The organism is Mesorhizobium sp. WSM4829, from assembly GCF_055811475.1.
Window position 1 is genome coordinate 112,688 of sequence record NZ_JBVVQJ010000015.1, and the last position, 13,767, is coordinate 126,454.

The 13,767-nt window shown below is 61.4% G+C and carries 16 protein-coding genes; 5 read left to right on the top strand and 11 right to left on the bottom strand.

What is annotated here, in order from left to right:
• Nucleotides 1-109 precede the first annotated feature (109 nt).
• Nucleotides 110-487 carry a flagellar export protein FliJ gene (locus AC0L17_RS16630; RefSeq protein ID WP_029349790.1) on the bottom strand — a complete coding sequence of 126 codons (378 nt, stop codon included), beginning with the start codon at nt 485-487 and terminating at the stop codon, nt 110-112.
• A 450-nt stretch (nt 488-937) separates the two neighbouring features.
• On the opposite strand from AC0L17_RS16630, the gene ctrA reads away from it, so the two are divergent.
• Nucleotides 938-1,633 (top strand): response regulator transcription factor CtrA, encoded by a 696-nt coding sequence (gene ctrA, locus AC0L17_RS16635; protein WP_006203583.1) that lies wholly within the window; start codon nt 938-940, stop codon nt 1,631-1,633.
• 119 nt (nt 1,634-1,752) lie between these two features.
• On the opposite strand, the gene AC0L17_RS16640 is transcribed toward ctrA, so the two are convergent.
• On the bottom strand, nt 1,753-2,121 hold the full coding sequence (locus AC0L17_RS16640; protein WP_027150933.1) for a response regulator: 369 nt from the start codon (nt 2,119-2,121) through the stop codon (nt 1,753-1,755).
• 243 nt (nt 2,122-2,364) lie between these two features.
• Entirely contained in the window at nt 2,365-2,994 is a 630-nt protein-coding gene (gene chpT, locus AC0L17_RS16645; RefSeq protein ID WP_473516622.1) for a histidine phosphotransferase ChpT, read from the bottom strand.
• 357 nt (nt 2,995-3,351) lie between these two features.
• Between chpT and AC0L17_RS16650 the strand changes: the two genes are divergently transcribed.
• Together AC0L17_RS16650 and AC0L17_RS16655 are read left to right on the top strand one after the other, a co-directional pair.
• Nucleotides 3,352-3,960 (top strand): DUF1134 domain-containing protein, encoded by a 609-nt coding sequence (locus AC0L17_RS16650; protein ID WP_023797936.1) that lies wholly within the window; start codon nt 3,352-3,354, stop codon nt 3,958-3,960.
• Nucleotides 3,961-4,109: 149 nt separating this feature from the next.
• Nucleotides 4,110-5,258, top strand: coding sequence for a coiled-coil domain-containing protein (locus AC0L17_RS16655; RefSeq protein WP_473516623.1), 1,149 nt, complete (start codon nt 4,110-4,112; stop codon nt 5,256-5,258).
• A gap of 29 nt (nt 5,259-5,287) precedes the next feature.
• Here AC0L17_RS16655 and AC0L17_RS16660 read toward each other — a convergent pair whose 3' ends face one another.
• From AC0L17_RS16660 to AC0L17_RS16685, 6 genes are all read right to left on the bottom strand, one after another.
• Entirely contained in the window at nt 5,288-6,091 is an 804-nt protein-coding gene (locus AC0L17_RS16660) for a TrmH family RNA methyltransferase (RefSeq protein WP_473516624.1), read from the bottom strand.
• A 309-nt stretch (nt 6,092-6,400) separates the two neighbouring features.
• Nucleotides 6,401-6,739 carry an ArsR/SmtB family transcription factor gene (locus AC0L17_RS16665; RefSeq protein WP_473516625.1) on the bottom strand — a complete coding sequence of 113 codons (339 nt, stop codon included), beginning with the start codon at nt 6,737-6,739 and terminating at the stop codon, nt 6,401-6,403.
• Nucleotides 6,740-6,912: 173 nt separating this feature from the next.
• Nucleotides 6,913-7,674, bottom strand: coding sequence for a HugZ family pyridoxamine 5'-phosphate oxidase (locus AC0L17_RS16670; protein ID WP_473516626.1), 762 nt, complete (start codon nt 7,672-7,674; stop codon nt 6,913-6,915).
• Between the two features lie 38 nt (nt 7,675-7,712).
• Nucleotides 7,713-8,903 (bottom strand): CaiB/BaiF CoA transferase family protein, encoded by a 1,191-nt coding sequence (locus tag AC0L17_RS16675; protein ID WP_473516627.1) that lies wholly within the window; start codon nt 8,901-8,903, stop codon nt 7,713-7,715.
• A 6-nt stretch (nt 8,904-8,909) separates the two neighbouring features.
• Nucleotides 8,910-9,671, bottom strand: coding sequence for a 3-hydroxyacyl-CoA dehydrogenase (locus AC0L17_RS16680; protein WP_091594631.1), 762 nt, complete (start codon nt 9,669-9,671; stop codon nt 8,910-8,912).
• Nucleotides 9,672-9,842: 171 nt separating this feature from the next.
• Nucleotides 9,843-10,379: a GNAT family N-acetyltransferase gene (locus AC0L17_RS16685; RefSeq protein WP_473516628.1), complete on the bottom strand. Its 537-nt coding sequence runs from the start codon at nt 10,377-10,379 to the stop codon at nt 9,843-9,845.
• A 281-nt stretch (nt 10,380-10,660) separates the two neighbouring features.
• On the opposite strand from AC0L17_RS16685, the gene AC0L17_RS16690 reads away from it, so the two are divergent.
• Nucleotides 10,661-11,650: a glutathione S-transferase family protein gene (locus AC0L17_RS16690; RefSeq protein WP_473516629.1), complete on the top strand. Its 990-nt coding sequence runs from the start codon at nt 10,661-10,663 to the stop codon at nt 11,648-11,650.
• Nucleotide 11,651: 1 nt separating this feature from the next.
• Here the strand turns inward: AC0L17_RS16690 and AC0L17_RS16695 are convergent, their stop codons facing one another.
• A complete protein-coding gene (locus tag AC0L17_RS16695; protein ID WP_287303515.1) occupies nt 11,652-12,152 on the bottom strand; it encodes an NUDIX domain-containing protein in 501 nt (166 codons plus the stop codon).
• Nucleotides 12,153-12,205: 53 nt separating this feature from the next.
• Between AC0L17_RS16695 and AC0L17_RS16700 the strand changes: the two genes are divergently transcribed.
• On the top strand, nt 12,206-13,120 hold the full coding sequence (locus AC0L17_RS16700; protein WP_023797927.1) for a metallophosphoesterase family protein: 915 nt from the start codon (nt 12,206-12,208) through the stop codon (nt 13,118-13,120).
• Here the strand turns inward: AC0L17_RS16700 and AC0L17_RS16705 are convergent.
• Nucleotides 13,110-13,733, bottom strand: a complete 624-nt coding sequence (locus tag AC0L17_RS16705; protein ID WP_473516630.1) for a hypothetical protein — start codon at nt 13,731-13,733, stop codon at nt 13,110-13,112. The two genes, AC0L17_RS16700 and AC0L17_RS16705, sit on opposite strands and share 11 nt — an antisense overlap.
• Nucleotides 13,734-13,767: the final 34 nt, after the last annotated feature.

A 13,767-nucleotide genomic window follows, 5' to 3' on the forward strand; every position in this document is an offset into this window, starting at 1 on the left:
ATTTGGCAGCGTAGGCCTGAAACTGGCAGTTGCTCGACCAATGAGCGGCGACATTCCAGATGGGCAACGACCTGATCGCTGGGTGCTGACCGGCCTTAAAGCTTTGTTTTCAGCCGATCATGGCGCTGCGGCCGCCGGTCTCGGCGTCGCGGATCTTGGTGTCGCGTGATTCGAGCATTTCTGCCTTGGAAAGCTCCGCTTCGGCTTCGCCGAGCAGTGATTCGGCAACGCTACGCTGCTGGGCGAGGTCGCTTTGCGAATTTCTGAGATTGTCGCGGCGCAAGCGTGCTGCCTTGGCGAAGGTCGGATAGGCAAAATGGTTGATGTCGGTGATGCCGGCTTTCTTTTCTTCGGCAGTGATCTGGAGTTCCAGTTCGACAGCCATGCGCTCGAATTCGGCGATCATCATGTCGAGTTGCAGCAACTGCCGCCGCTTCTCGTTCACCTGAAACTGCTTCAGCCGAACGAGGTTTTCACGTGACTTCATGATTCGGTACTCCTGGAAACGCACACCTGCACATATCGTCTAATCCGCCTGGCAAACTCAGGCTTCGACCCGCTTCCACCGACTTTACCAGAACTATGGGAAACAAATTCCTAAAGTTTTTTGCCGGCGGTAACCATTCGTTTACGGGCATTGTTAATCATACGGCTCAGGACTTAAGGCCGGGTAAAAATTCCGGCCCCGACGCGGAAGCACGGCTAGCGAGTCCCTGGAGTCACTTAGTCTGGCTTATTAATGTTTTGCATTAGCGGTTTGGTTCTTAGATTCGCTATTAGATTCAACAAGGTGTAGAAAAGGGTTAAAAAATCTGGTACCGTCGACGGCACGGAATTAGGTTTTGTTAACCATTCGATGGCAGCCTCTGCTCAGGCAATCACTGCTCCGGTCCTGGACGGGTCGTGAAATGGTCCGGCAGCAGAAAAGGGGAATGAAATGCGTGTTCTGCTGATAGAAGATGACAGTGCGACCGCACAGAGCATCGAGCTGATGCTGAAATCGGAAAGTTTCAATGTCTATACGACCGATCTTGGCGAAGAAGGGGTCGATCTAGGTAAGCTCTACGACTACGACATCATCCTTCTCGACCTTAATCTCCCCGACATGTCGGGATACGAGGTGTTGAGAACACTTCGCCTTTCCAAGGTGAAGACGCCGATCCTTATCCTCTCCGGCATGGCCGGCATCGAGGACAAGGTACGTGGCCTCGGCTTCGGCGCAGACGACTATATGACCAAGCCGTTCCACAAGGACGAACTGGTCGCCCGCATCCACGCCATCGTGCGGCGTTCCAAGGGCCATGCCCAGTCGGTCATCACCACCGGCGACCTGGTGGTCAACCTTGATGCCAAGACCGTCGAGGTCGGTGGCCAGCGCGTGCATCTGACCGGCAAGGAATACCAGATGCTGGAGCTGCTCTCGCTGCGCAAGGGCACCACGCTCACGAAGGAAATGTTCCTCAACCACCTTTACGGCGGCATGGACGAACCGGAACTGAAGATCATCGACGTCTTTATCTGCAAGCTGCGCAAGAAGCTCGACGCTGCTTCCGGCGGCCAGAACTACATCGAGACGGTTTGGGGTCGCGGCTACGTGCTGCGCGAGCCGGAAGACATCCGCGTCAGCGCCTGAGCTGACGACGTCGATCCGATCGATTTTTCCGACAAAAATCCGGCTTCGGCCGGATTTTGCGTTTTTATGTCGCAGACATTGAGCGCCGATTTCCGCGGCCATGCGCCAGCGGCGGCGAATCAGGCGGCAAATCTCAAGGTGCGGAAGCGCTCGAGAAGTTGCGGCCGAGTGAACGGCTTCAGCAGATAGCCTTGGGCGCCGGCGCGCTTTGCCCGCATGATCGAAGCGACGTCGACCTCAACCAGCAAAATCAGGATCTGGGGTTGTATCGGACTTTCCATGGCGCGTACGCGGCGAATGACGTCCTCGGCCTGCATGTCCGGCAAGGCGCCGTCGACAATGATGATATCCGGCATGTCGGCAGTGCACATCTCAACCGCATCAAGCCCGCTGGCAGCTTCGATGACCAGCATGTCGGAACCACCCAGGATGCGTTTTGCAACCCTCCTGATGACGCTCGAATCGTCGATGAACATGCAGCGTTTCATTTCCGGGCCCTCTTTGCCATGCGGCAATCCGGCAGCGTCGCGGTCTGGAAGGCACCGTATGGTCAATCCGGTAAAGAAGCTGAAAAGCCAATAGGTAAAATTCTTGAAAGAACAGCTTTTACGAAAACTTCTTTACCGATGCTTCGGTCGATCTAGCCTTTGGGGTTCATTTCATTCGACGGTGATGGTGCGGTAAATATTGTCTGAACAACGCTCGTCTGTTCATTCAATCAGCTTGGTAATTCAAGCAGCCGAGAGAACGATTTCTTCTGAGGTCGCGTGGATCGATATTGTCATGTTCGCCTCGCGCGCCAAAAGCAGTGTGTAGTAGGGCTGCACCGAATGCGCGTCGATCGGTTCTTCAGGCTTGTTGCCGGAATGGAGCTCCAGGAATTTGGGCGGCACGCGCAGCATCGGACCGCTCGCGGCGAGCGCAAAGCGTGGTTCCGTGTCGAGGTTTTCAAGCGTGACCGTAAGCTTGCCGCCACGCGGAATGGCAGCGTTGGCGACGAGAATGAGGTTGAGCAGCAGCTTTACCTTGTTCTTGGGCAGCAGCGCACGGGGTCCATTCCAGATCAGTTCCGGCTTCTCGTTCTTCAAGAAGGCGATCGCAACGGCCTCGGCATCGCCGGTGTCGATCATCATGCCGGCAGAACCGGCTGCGCCGAAGGCGATGCGGGCGAATTGCAGGCGGGCCGAAGCGTTTCTGGCGCTCTGGCGAATCAATTTCATGGCATCTTCGTCGGCGCCGCCTTCGTCGAGCAGCTCAAGCCCGTTGTTTATGGCGCCGACCGGCGAAATGATGTCGTGGCAGACCCGGCTGCACAAAAGCGCGGCGAGATCGGGTGCGGAAAGGGTGAAAAGCTCGGCCATCGGCGAAAGTCCCTGCAAAATTTCACTGGAGATGGCCGGGCGATCAATGATCACGCCTGTCCACACGAATCACGCTCGCTCTCCCAAGGCCTACTGAATACACAGCGCCTGAGCGTGCAGCAACAAATCCGGAATTGTCGCTATCGAAAATGGTGTGTTCACGCAGGGTGCGGATACTGCGGGCCGACGCGAAATCAGCGCGAAACCAGCCTACGAACCGCCATCTTCATGTGAAAGCTTAATGGTTGAAAAAGGATTACGGCATAGTTTGTCCTTAACAGTCATCCTTAACGGCCACCAAAGAGCCGCACGGATGCGAGGCGTCGGCGAAAGTGCTCCCTGACGGAGATTGGAAGCATGTTTTCCCGATACTACGACCGGAGTTTTTTCCGTGTCTTCACAGACCGGAGTTTTCTCCGTGTCTTCTCAATGGCGATCGCTCTCATGGGCCTTGTCGTCTTTTCAACCTCGCCTTCGCGGGCCCAGGAATACACCGCTCAGGAGATCGTCGATTCCGGTCATAAATTCTTCGGTGCGACGTCGGGCGGGCTCGCCACCGTCGTGGAGAAGATTTTCTCCTCCTATGGCCTGCCCAATGGCTATTTGCTTGGGGAGGAGGGCTCGGGCGCCCTGATCGGTGGCCTGACCTATGGTGAAGGCACACTCTACACCAAGAATGCCGGCGATCACAAAGTGTTCTGGCAGGGCCCGTCGCTCGGCTGGGATTTTGGCGGCGAGGGCTCGCGGGTGATGATGCTGGTCTATAATCTCGACGATGTGAACAGCCTCTACAATCGTTTCGGCGGCCTTGCCGGCTCCGCCTACCTCGTGGCTGGCGTCGGCTTCAACGTGATGAAGAACAACAATGTGCTGCTGGTGCCGATCCGTACCGGCGTCGGCGCCCGGCTTGGCGTCAATCTCGGCTACCTCAAGCTTACCCAGCGCGCCACCTGGAATCCATTCTGAGCAAGCGGTTGCCTCGTCACCGCGATCGTTTCCAGGATCGACGGTCTGAACAATGCTGCGGCAGACCCTTGCCGCGGCACTGGAATTCCGTCATGCGAACGTGGCACAAGTCCCTTACGGTTGTTTGCCGTTCATAACGGATAGTCACCTTGGTTCAGTCGGTCCTGTTCTTTGTCCTCGGCTTTCTCTGCGCCGGCTTTCTGGCGCTGATGATTGCTCCGGCCATCTGGCGGCGGGCCGTGATGCTGACGCGTAAACGCATCGAGGGCTCGATGCCGCTGACGCTGGCCGAGATCCAGGCGGAGAAGGATCGCATCCGCGCCGAGTTCGCCATGGCGACACGTCGGCTTGAGATGAGCGTCAAGGCGTTGCGCGAGAAATCGGCCGAACAGCTTGTCGAGATCGGCCGTGGCCGCGAAGCACTGAAGGAACTGGCGCTCGAGCGGAAGGACAAGGAACACGCCCTTTCCGCGCTCGAGGCCAAGGGCGAAGACCTTCGGCAGCGCAAAGACCAGTTGCAGCTTTTGTCGGATCGGCTTGCCCAAACCGAGCATGCCCTGGAAAAGCGTGTGCTCGAGCTGAAAAAACTGGAGCACATGTATGACGACGCCAGCTTTTCTTCCAGCAGCCGTCAGATCGAACTTGTGGCGCGCGAATCCGAATTGCAAAAGCTGGCCGATGATATTTCAGTGCTGCGCGGCCAGCGCAAGGAGGCGGACAGGCGCCAACAGGAGATCGCGGCCGAGAGCAAGGCCGCGCGAGACGCGTTGAAAGCCGAGAAGAAAAGGACCGGCGAACTGGACAAGAAGATCGAGCGCCTGCTCGCCACGCTTGCCGATCGCGAGGACAAGCTTGAACGCCGCGAAAAGGAAATCGCGCGGCTTCGCGAAAAGCTGAAAAGCGAAAGCGTGGAAAATGCGTCGGCAGCGGTGCGTCTCGTCGGAGCGCAAGGCGGTCAGGCCGATGTGGCCGTCAAGGGCGATACGGAAAAAGCTATCGCCAAGCTCGATAGCGACCGGGAGCAGTTGGAGGCGAGATTGACGGCACTGGCCAGCGAGAACAAGAGGCTGAAAACGGATCTTGCCGCCGACTCGGCATCCAGATCCGAAGGCGCCAGCGCTGCGTTGCGCGAGCAGATGAGCGACCTGGCGGCGCAGGTCGTAGCCCTGACGGCGAAGCTCGACGGGCCGGAATCGCCGATCGCAAAGGTTCTTGCGGCACCCAACCCACCGGGAAGCGGTGAACGCAGCCTTGCCGATCGGGTGCGGGCGCTGCAGCAGGCCGAATCGGCGCATTGAGCCCAGGCAGTGATGCTGACTTCTGCGGCTCAGGTCCTGCTTGCCGAGAAATGATGCAAGGCGATGGCTGACGCGGCGGCGACATTCAGGCTGTCGAAGCCTTCTGTCATATCGATCCGCACCGTCCGCAGGCGGGCGAGCAGCATCTCGGGCAGGCCTTCGCCTTCAGTGCCGAGATAGAGTGCCAGCCGTTCGGTCCTTTTCGCATCGCGGATGTCGGTTTGTCCGCGCGGCGACAATGCGAATTGGCCGAAGCCCAGCCGATCGAGCGCCGCGGTAAAGCCGACGGTCTCAGCGAAGGAGGCAAAAGGAATTTTCAGCGCGGCGCCGACCGAAACGCGGATCGCCTTGCGGTACAGGGGGTCGCAGCAGGTCGCGTCCAGAAACACGGCATCGGCGCCGAAGGCGGCGGCGTTGCGAAAGATCGAGCCCATATTGTCATGGTTGGCGATGCCGACCAGCACGACGATCAACGCGCGGGCGGGCAGGGCATCCAGCAAGGCCTCTGCAGGCTGCGCCTCGCCCTTGCGGCCGATCGCCAATATGCCGCGATGCATGTGAAAGCCGGCAATCCTGTCCATGACCTCGCTGGCCGCCGTGTAGACCGGAAGGTCCGCGGGCGCCTTGCGCAGGGTTGCGTCGAGGCCTGCCAGCCGGTTTTCGAGCACCAGCACCGATTCGGCGGTAAAGCGTTTGGCTGCGAGCAGCATTTCGAGCACCACCTTGCCTTCGGCAACGAAACGACCCTGCCGGCCGGCAAGATCGCGCTCGCGAATGTCGAGATAGGCGGCGACGCGCGGGTCTTGCGGGTCGTCGATACGAATGCTGCGCATGCTTGCCTCAACTGACCCGCATCGGCCCGATCGTGGTGGGTTTGCGACAGCACGACGCGTGGATCCAAAGTGTCAGAGCGTACCTTCTGCGTCCAAGTGAACGCAAGTCGCTCAAAAGCGCGTCGCGTTCGACCGACCTCAACCGGCCTCTCGCGACGCGCTTTAGGTTGTTGTTTTATGCATGTCGTTATCGCAAAACCGCTGCACGGGCATGCATTTGCGCGACATGCATCAGGAGTCGTCAGCGAGGCAAGGGGCGCTCGGACCAGTTATGCATGTTGCCGGCTTTGGGCGACATGCATTGGCCGGTCAAGTCCCGGAGCGACGCGGGCGGTATGCCATCTGCGATGGCTCACCCTCGCCGAAAATGCCGTCCAGCGTGTTGAGAAGTTCGCGCACGGCATCGGATTTGCAGGAATAGTAGATCATCTGCCGGTCGCGCCGGGTCTCGACGAGATCGAGCGCCCGCAGTTTGGCCAGATGTTGTGACAGGGCGGATTGGCTGAGCAGAACCTTTTCGGCGATAGCGCCGACCGACATTTCACCGTCGGCCAGGTAGATCATGATCAACAATCGTTTCTCATTGCCCATCAGCGTCAGAAACGAAGCCGCTGAGTCGGCATTGGCGATTAGCTTTTTCGAGACCATCGATCCCCCATACCTTCCTGCTCCTCCGGCGCTATGGGGGCAATAGCGTCTGATTCCATAGGCTCACGTGCGAATGTGCGCTGGCGATTCAACGCTACCAGGAAAGCGTAGAACATCTCGCACAAACCTCAAGACTTGCTTTCGACCCGACGCGATTAACTGTCGGACTGTGTTTAATCCGCCACTCGGCCGGTTTTTGCCATGTCGACCAGAACATGCCTGAGCTCGCGCGCCGTCCTCAATGGCTCGGGAAAGAACACCCGGCAGATATCGTCGCCCAATGCCAGGTCCATGCCGTCGGCGTCAAAGCCGGTGACGACCCAGCCGTCGCCCGTCGCCTTGGCGAAGTGGCGCGCGTAGACGGCAATTGCGTCGCTATGGTCGGCATTCATATGGTCGAGGGCGGATTGTTCGCCAGCGGCAAGCTCTTCGACGATCGGCGCGGTCGTGACCAGATCGGCGCGTTCGAGCACGTAGGCCTTGCCAAAGCCGCCGTTGAGACTGGCGCGCTCCAGCTCAAGGCGGAAGATCGAGAAGTCGCCAAGACCGGCATAGAGCTTCGCCTTGGGGTTGCGGTTGAGATAGCGCCGTTCGGCGCCGGCGTGCTCGTCGGATCCACGCTCAAGCCGTGCCGCCCGACTGACGAGCGTCAACCGTGGGTGCGCCAGCGGGTCGCCCCTGCCGGGCTCGCCGACAAGCAGCGAACAGCGCGGGTCGGCAAGGATCGCGCCGGTATGGGCGGACAACATCGATACCAGGATCAGCGGCGTGCCGTCGATATCGGTGGCGACACCAACCCTGCTGGCCAGCGGCGAACCGGTCCCGGGCTCGATCACCGCCAGCGCGCCGAAACGGGCACTGCGGATCAGCGTCTTCGCCAGCCTGATCGCTTCGGCGTCGGTCTCGCGGATCACGTCCTTCTTTCGATCGTTCAAATCCACACCGTCTTAAGCTGAGCTTTGCTCTCCAGTTATCAACCTATCACACCGGATTTGACAAGGGCCCCAGATTTGAAAAGGGCCTCAGTTTCGCTTTCCGAAAGGCCGAAGCGTGCCAGCACCGTCGCCGCCTGACAATCGTGATCGGCCGGCATGGCGGCAAGCGTCGGCCGGGAGCGCGAAAAGCGCGGCGCCGGGGCGGGCCGCTCAAGCGCACCCGACATCACAAAGGAGTTGCGAGCGCGATTGTGCGGATGATCCCTGGCTTCCCGCAGCGACAGAACCGGTGCGACGCAAGCATCGGTTGCAGCAAAGAGACGGCCCCAGTCGTCCCGTGATTTCTGCCCGACCCGATCGACAATGGCGGTCCGCATCTGCGGCCACAAATTCCTGTCGTATTGGCCGCGTACAAAAATCTGGTCGAGCGGCAGCAGTCTTGCGAATTCGGCGAAGAACCGGGGCTCAAGGCAGCCGACGGCGAGGTGCCGTGCGTCTGCGGTCTCATAGGTGTCGTAAAAGGGCGCGCCGGAATCGAGCAGGTTCGCGCCACGCGTGTCACTCCACAGGCCCGCCGCCATAAGGGCGTGCACAGGTGTCGCCAGCATTGAAGCGCCCTCGGTCATCGCGGCGTCGATCACCTGACCCTTGCCGGAGCGCGAGCGCTCAAACAGGGCGGCCAGTACGCCGGCGACCAGCATCATGGCGCCGCCGCCGTAGTCGGCGACAAGGTTGAGCGGTGGGACCGGCCGGCCGCCTTGCTGGCCGATGGCATGCAGCACACCCGAATAGGCGAGGTAGGTGATGTCGTGGCCGGCACGTCCCGATAGCGGACCGTCCTGGCCGAACCCCGTCATGCGGCCGTAGATCAGGGCCGGATTGCGCGCCAGTACCGCATCCGGCCCGAGACCAAGCCGCTCCATGACATCGGGACGAAACCCTTCGACCAGCATGTCGGCCTTCTCGGCAAGGCGCAGCACCAGTTCGGCGCCTTCCCAGCGCTTCAGGTCAATCCGCAGGATGGAGCGGCCGTGACAGTCGATGTCGTATTCGTCCGGCAGCGCCAGAAACGGCTGGCTCGACCCAGCCCGCTCGATGCGCAGCACCTCGGCGCCCATCTCCGACAGCATCAGCCCGGCCAGCGGCACCGGTCCAAGTCCGGCCATCTCGATCACCGTCAGGCCGGCGAGCGGGCCGGTCTTCGCCTGAAGGGCGACTTCGGCACTCATGGTCGGCTACTTCGGCGCCATGCGGATGGCGCCATCGAGGCGGATGGTCTCGCCGTTGAGCATCTGATTTTCGATGATATGCAGCACAAGGGCTGCATATTCTGAAGGCTCGCCGAGACGGGACGGGAAGGGCACTGCGGCGCCGAGCGTATCCTGCACCTCTTGCGGCATGCCGGCCATCATCGGCGTCTTGAAGATGCCGGGCGCGATGGTGCAGACGCGAATGCCCGACCGGGCAAGGTCGCGCGCCACCGGCAGCGTCATGCCGACGACACCGCCCTTGGAGGCTGAATAGGCCGCCTGGCCGATTTGACCGTCATAGGCGGCGACCGATGCCGTGTTGACGATGACGCCGCGCTCGCCGCCGTCCAGCGGCTCAAGCTTCGCGGCCTGGTCGGCGACGAGGCGGATCATGTTGAAGGTGCCGATCAAATTGACCTCGATCACCTGGCGGTACTGGTCGAGCGGGTGCGGACCGTCCTTGCCGATCGTCTTCATGCCGATGGCGATGCCGGCGCAATTGACCAGGATACGGGGTTCGCCGAACTTTTTTACCACTTCCGCCACTGAAGCAGCACCGCCGTCGGCGCTGCTTACGTCGCATTGGATGGCGATGCCGCCGATATCGGCCGCAATCTTCGCCGCACGCTCGATGCCGAGGTCGAGGATGGCAACGCCGGCGCCCTTCGCGGCCAGTGCACGTGCCGTCGCCTCGCCGAGGCCGGAGCCGCCGCCGGTGACGATCGCAATCTGGCCGTTGGGGTTCATGTCGGCGTCCTCCATCTAAAGCGCGTCGAACTGAACGGACTCAATCGAAGCGCTTTAAATCTCTATTTTTATGCATGTCGTTACCCAAAACCGCTGCGCACTTTTGGGCGACATGCACCATCGGCCACATGCTACGAAGCCTGACAGTGTGGCGCAACAGCATCCGGATGGTCACGCCATCGCGGCGATTTGCGCGGCAATCCTTGCCTGATCGGCGTGGCAAACCTCCCCCACCAGCCGTGCCATCGCGCCCGGCACGATCTCATGCGACAACAGCCGGTCAGGATCGACCGGGCGCGGCATCGAGATTTGCCCACGCGGGATTCTCTTGAAGCCGAGCGGGCCGTAATAGGGCTCGTCGCCGACAAGCATCACCGCCGGCATGCCGGCCTTGGCGGTGGCCTCCAGCGCGATCGCCACCAGCCGGCGGCCAATGCCGAGATTCTTGTAGGCCGGCCGCACGGCAAGCGGTCCGAGCATCAGCGCGCGGCCGGCGCCGGCCGCGATGCGCGTCATGCGCACAGAGGCGACAACGATATCGCCATCGACGGCCACGAAGGACAGAGCGCGTTCATGCGGGCCGCCCTCACGGATCTTGTAGGCGCCCAGCACGAAACGGCCCGGCCCGAAGGCTTCGTCGTTGATGGCTTCGATTTCGGGGTCATGCGCCGGAGTTTCCGGCAGGTATTTCACGTCGGCAAGGCTCATGGTCTGCGTTCCGGTAGACGGGGAAAGGTTTGCTGCAAACGGCAGCGTTCGCCAGTCAGCGCTTCATCAAGCGCGGGCGCCCTTTCGTCGTCGGTCGAACCGGATCAAAGCAAAGTCAAACATGCGGATTTTCCGCTAGCATCAATCTTCAGCCACCGCAATCGGCCGTTTGCTGCCGCCATTCGTCTGCCGCACCGGGAGATTGACGAACTGTTCAACGCCTGGCGATTTCCGCATCGTCGGTTTGTGCCTAAATCCCTACAAAGAGGAAAGGACACCACATGGGATTGCTGGTCGACGGCAAATGGCAGGACAGCGGGTACGATACCAGGGCGAGCGACGGCGAATTCGTGCGGGCGCAGTCGCAATGGCGCGACTGGGTCACGGTTGACGGCAGGCCGGCCGAAGGCCGCACGCGCGGGTTCAAGGCCGAGCCGGGGCGCTACCATCTCTATGTCTCGCTTGCCTGTCCCTGGGCACACCGGACGCTGATCTTTCGGGCACTGAAAAAGCTCGAGGACGTGATTTCCGTCTCGGTCGTCCATCATTTCATGGGCGCCAACGGCTGGACCTTCCTGGCCGAGGACGGCGCCACCGGCGATACGCTCTACGGCCTCGACTTCCTGCATCAGGTCTACACCAAGGCCGATCCCGCCTATTCCGGCCGCGTGACGGTGCCGGTTCTGTGGGACAGGCGAGAACAGACAATCGTCTGCAACGAGTCCTCCGAGATCATTCGGATGCTCAATTCAGCCTTCGACGAATGGGGCGATGCCAGCCTCGATTTCTATCCGAAAGCACTGCGCGGCGAAATCGACGCGGTCAACGCTCTGGTCTATCCCTCGGTCAACAACGGCGTCTATCGCGCCGGCTTCGCCACCACGCAAGCGGCCTATGAGAAAGCGTTTGGCGAACTGTTCTCGGCGCTCGACCAGCTCGAGGATCGCCTATCTCGCCAGCGATATCTCGTCGGTGACCGCATCACCGAGGCCGATTGGCGGCTGTTCACCACGCTGGTCCGCTTCGACCCGGTCTATGTCGGCCATTTCAAGTGCAACCTGCGCCGCATCGCCGACTATCCGAACCTGTCGAACTATCTGCGCGACCTCTATCAGGTCCCGGGCGTCGCCGGCACGGTGAGCCTGCACCACATCAAGGCGCACTATTACGGCAGCCACGAAACGATCAACCCGACGCACATCGTGCCGGTCGGGCCGGAACTGGACTACGCGGCGCCGCATGATCGGGCGCGGTTCAGGAAGGCAGCGTGATCTACCAGTAGGGCGATGCCGCGGCGCCGCTGAAATTCTCGGCAACCCGCCGCAACGTGGCCGGCGTGGTTGCTTCCGGCAGGCGGTCGAGCGGAAAGAAGCCGGCTGCGGCGATCTCGCGGTCCGGCAGCTTCGGCGCCGTCTGGTTGAACTGCTCGACCAAATATAGGCCGACATGGTCGCGACGGCTGGCCCGACGGTTGAAATGCATCGATTTCAGCACCGGCGGCGCGGTCAATGCAATATTGCCCTCCTCGGAGAGCTCGCGCGCCAACGCCTCGATCATCGTCTCGCCCAGCTCGACGCCGCCGCCGGGAAGCTGCCAGCCCGGTACATAGGTATGGCGAATGAGGAAGACGGAATTGGACGTGCGATCGTGGATCAAACCACGCACCCCGAGCGTCATCGGCCGCCGCAGCACGAAGTACAGATGAAACAGCCTTGCCCTGAGACCCGGCCAGCCGGTCTGGCGGAAAGCTTGCTCCGGATCGGGCCGCATCATCACCCACGAAACCGTGGGTGGAAAGCAGCGCGCGCGTCGCTTATGAAGGAGGGATGTTCAGGCTCGCGCATATTTCCGATATCCACTTGGGACCGCTTCCCGGTGTAACCTATCGCGATCTCGCCTCCAAGCGGGTGGTCGGTTACGTCAACTGGCAGCGCAATCGCCGCCGCCACATGCGCGACGCCGTCATCGACACCATCGTCGCCGATATCAAGGCGAGCGCACCCGATCACCTTGCCGTCACCGGCGATCTGGTCAATCTGGCGCTCGATGGCGAGATCGAGATGGGCAAGCACTGGCTGGAGACGCTGGGCTCCCCCGACGATGTGTCGGTCGTTCCGGGAAACCACGACGCCTATGTGCCCGGTGCTTTCGACAAGTCCTGCCGGTCGTGGACGGCGTGGATGACCGGCGACGGCGTCAATACGCCGGTCGACCGCGAAGCCTTTCCCTATCTGCGCGTGCGTGGCAACGTCGCGCTGATCGGTGTCACGACGGCGCGGGCGACGGCTCCGTTCATGGCCAACGGCTTTTTTCTGGAAGACCAGGCGGAAAGGCTGCGCGACGTGCTCGATGCCACGGCCAAACGCGGGCTGTTCCGGGTGATCATGATCCACCATCCGCCAGTACGCGGCGCCGTTTCGCAGCCCAAGCGGCTGTTCGGCATTGCCCGCTTCCAAAAGGTCGTTCAGCGGCACGGGGCCGAGCTTGTGCTGCACGGCCATTCGCACGAGCCGACGCTGTTCTCGATCAATGGGCGCGGCGCCAAAATTCCAGTGGTCGGCGTCGCTGCCGCAGGGCAGGCGCCAGGCGGCAGGCGTCCAGCGGCGCAATATAATCTGCTGGAGATCGATGGTGAAATAGGCAACTGGCGGCTCAGGCTGACGCGACGTGGCCTGACCGGGCCGGCCATCCCGCCTGCCGATCTCGAGGTTGTGGAGCTTGGCGCGGACGCTATGGCCTGAAACTCAGTCCCATCGCGACGAGGCGGTCCCAGAACAACACGATCGATACCGCCAGCCCGACCAGGGCGCCGGCAGCGATCAGGCCGAGACCGGAGAGAAAGGCTGACCAACGCTTGCGGCGCTTGATGGATCGCAGCGGCGGCTCGGCTTCCGGGACCAAGGCACGTTTCAGGCCGGCGACAGCCTGCTCGACCCCGCCTTCCAGCATTCTCTGGCGTTCGATGACGCGCTCCGCGACGTAGCGCGTCACCTGATCGGCAACCGGTTTCATCTCGGTCGATTCGGCGATCACCACGCGGCCGATGCGCGTGTCCTTGAGGAAGCGATAGGTGCGGCGGTCGCGCCCCATGGCGACATGGCTGACGGCGTCGATCCAGAGCCGCGGCTGCAGCCCGGACGAGACGGCGAAGTCGAAATTGTCCATGTCGGCGGGCACGTCGGCGAAGATCGGCGCGAGTTCGGCGGCAAGCAATTCCAGCCGCATGCGATGCGCCTCGCGCATGTCGACCACGACGTCGTCGCGGTCGGCGAAGGCGTTTTTCACGTCGCGGATGGCGTCGGACAAATTTCGCGACTGATCGGCCTGGCTTATGGTCTCGGCTGCATCCTTCATCGGCGTTGCCTCGCGGGTTTGGTTAACACCGAAT

Coding starts and splice junctions, on each gene's coding strand:
- AC0L17_RS16630 (WP_029349790.1), bottom strand. CDS start 487: ATGAAGTCACGTGAAAACCTCGTTCGGCTGAAGCAGTTTCAGGTGAAC.
- ctrA (WP_006203583.1), top strand. CDS start 938: ATGCGTGTTCTGCTGATAGAAGATGACAGTGCGACCGCACAGAGCATC.
- AC0L17_RS16640 (WP_027150933.1), bottom strand. CDS start 2,121: ATGAAACGCTGCATGTTCATCGACGATTCGAGCGTCATCAGGAGGGTT.
- chpT (WP_473516622.1), bottom strand. CDS start 2,994: ATGGCCGAGCTTTTCACCCTTTCCGCACCCGATCTCGCCGCGCTTTTG.
- AC0L17_RS16650 (WP_023797936.1), top strand. CDS start 3,352: ATGTTTTCCCGATACTACGACCGGAGTTTTTTCCGTGTCTTCACAGAC.
- AC0L17_RS16660 (WP_473516624.1), bottom strand. CDS start 6,091: ATGCGCAGCATTCGTATCGACGACCCGCAAGACCCGCGCGTCGCCGCC.
- AC0L17_RS16665 (WP_473516625.1), bottom strand. CDS start 6,739: ATGGTCTCGAAAAAGCTAATCGCCAATGCCGACTCAGCGGCTTCGTTT.
- AC0L17_RS16675 (WP_473516627.1), bottom strand. CDS start 8,903: ATGAGTGCCGAAGTCGCCCTTCAGGCGAAGACCGGCCCGCTCGCCGGC.
- AC0L17_RS16680 (WP_091594631.1), bottom strand. CDS start 9,671: ATGAACCCCAACGGCCAGATTGCGATCGTCACCGGCGGCGGCTCCGGC.
- AC0L17_RS16685 (WP_473516628.1), bottom strand. CDS start 10,379: ATGAGCCTTGCCGACGTGAAATACCTGCCGGAAACTCCGGCGCATGAC.
- AC0L17_RS16690 (WP_473516629.1), top strand. CDS start 10,661: ATGGGATTGCTGGTCGACGGCAAATGGCAGGACAGCGGGTACGATACC.
- AC0L17_RS16695 (WP_287303515.1), bottom strand. CDS start 12,152: ATGATGCGGCCCGATCCGGAGCAAGCTTTCCGCCAGACCGGCTGGCCG.
- AC0L17_RS16700 (WP_023797927.1), top strand. CDS start 12,206: ATGTTCAGGCTCGCGCATATTTCCGATATCCACTTGGGACCGCTTCCC.
- AC0L17_RS16705 (WP_473516630.1), bottom strand. CDS start 13,733: ATGAAGGATGCAGCCGAGACCATAAGCCAGGCCGATCAGTCGCGAAAT.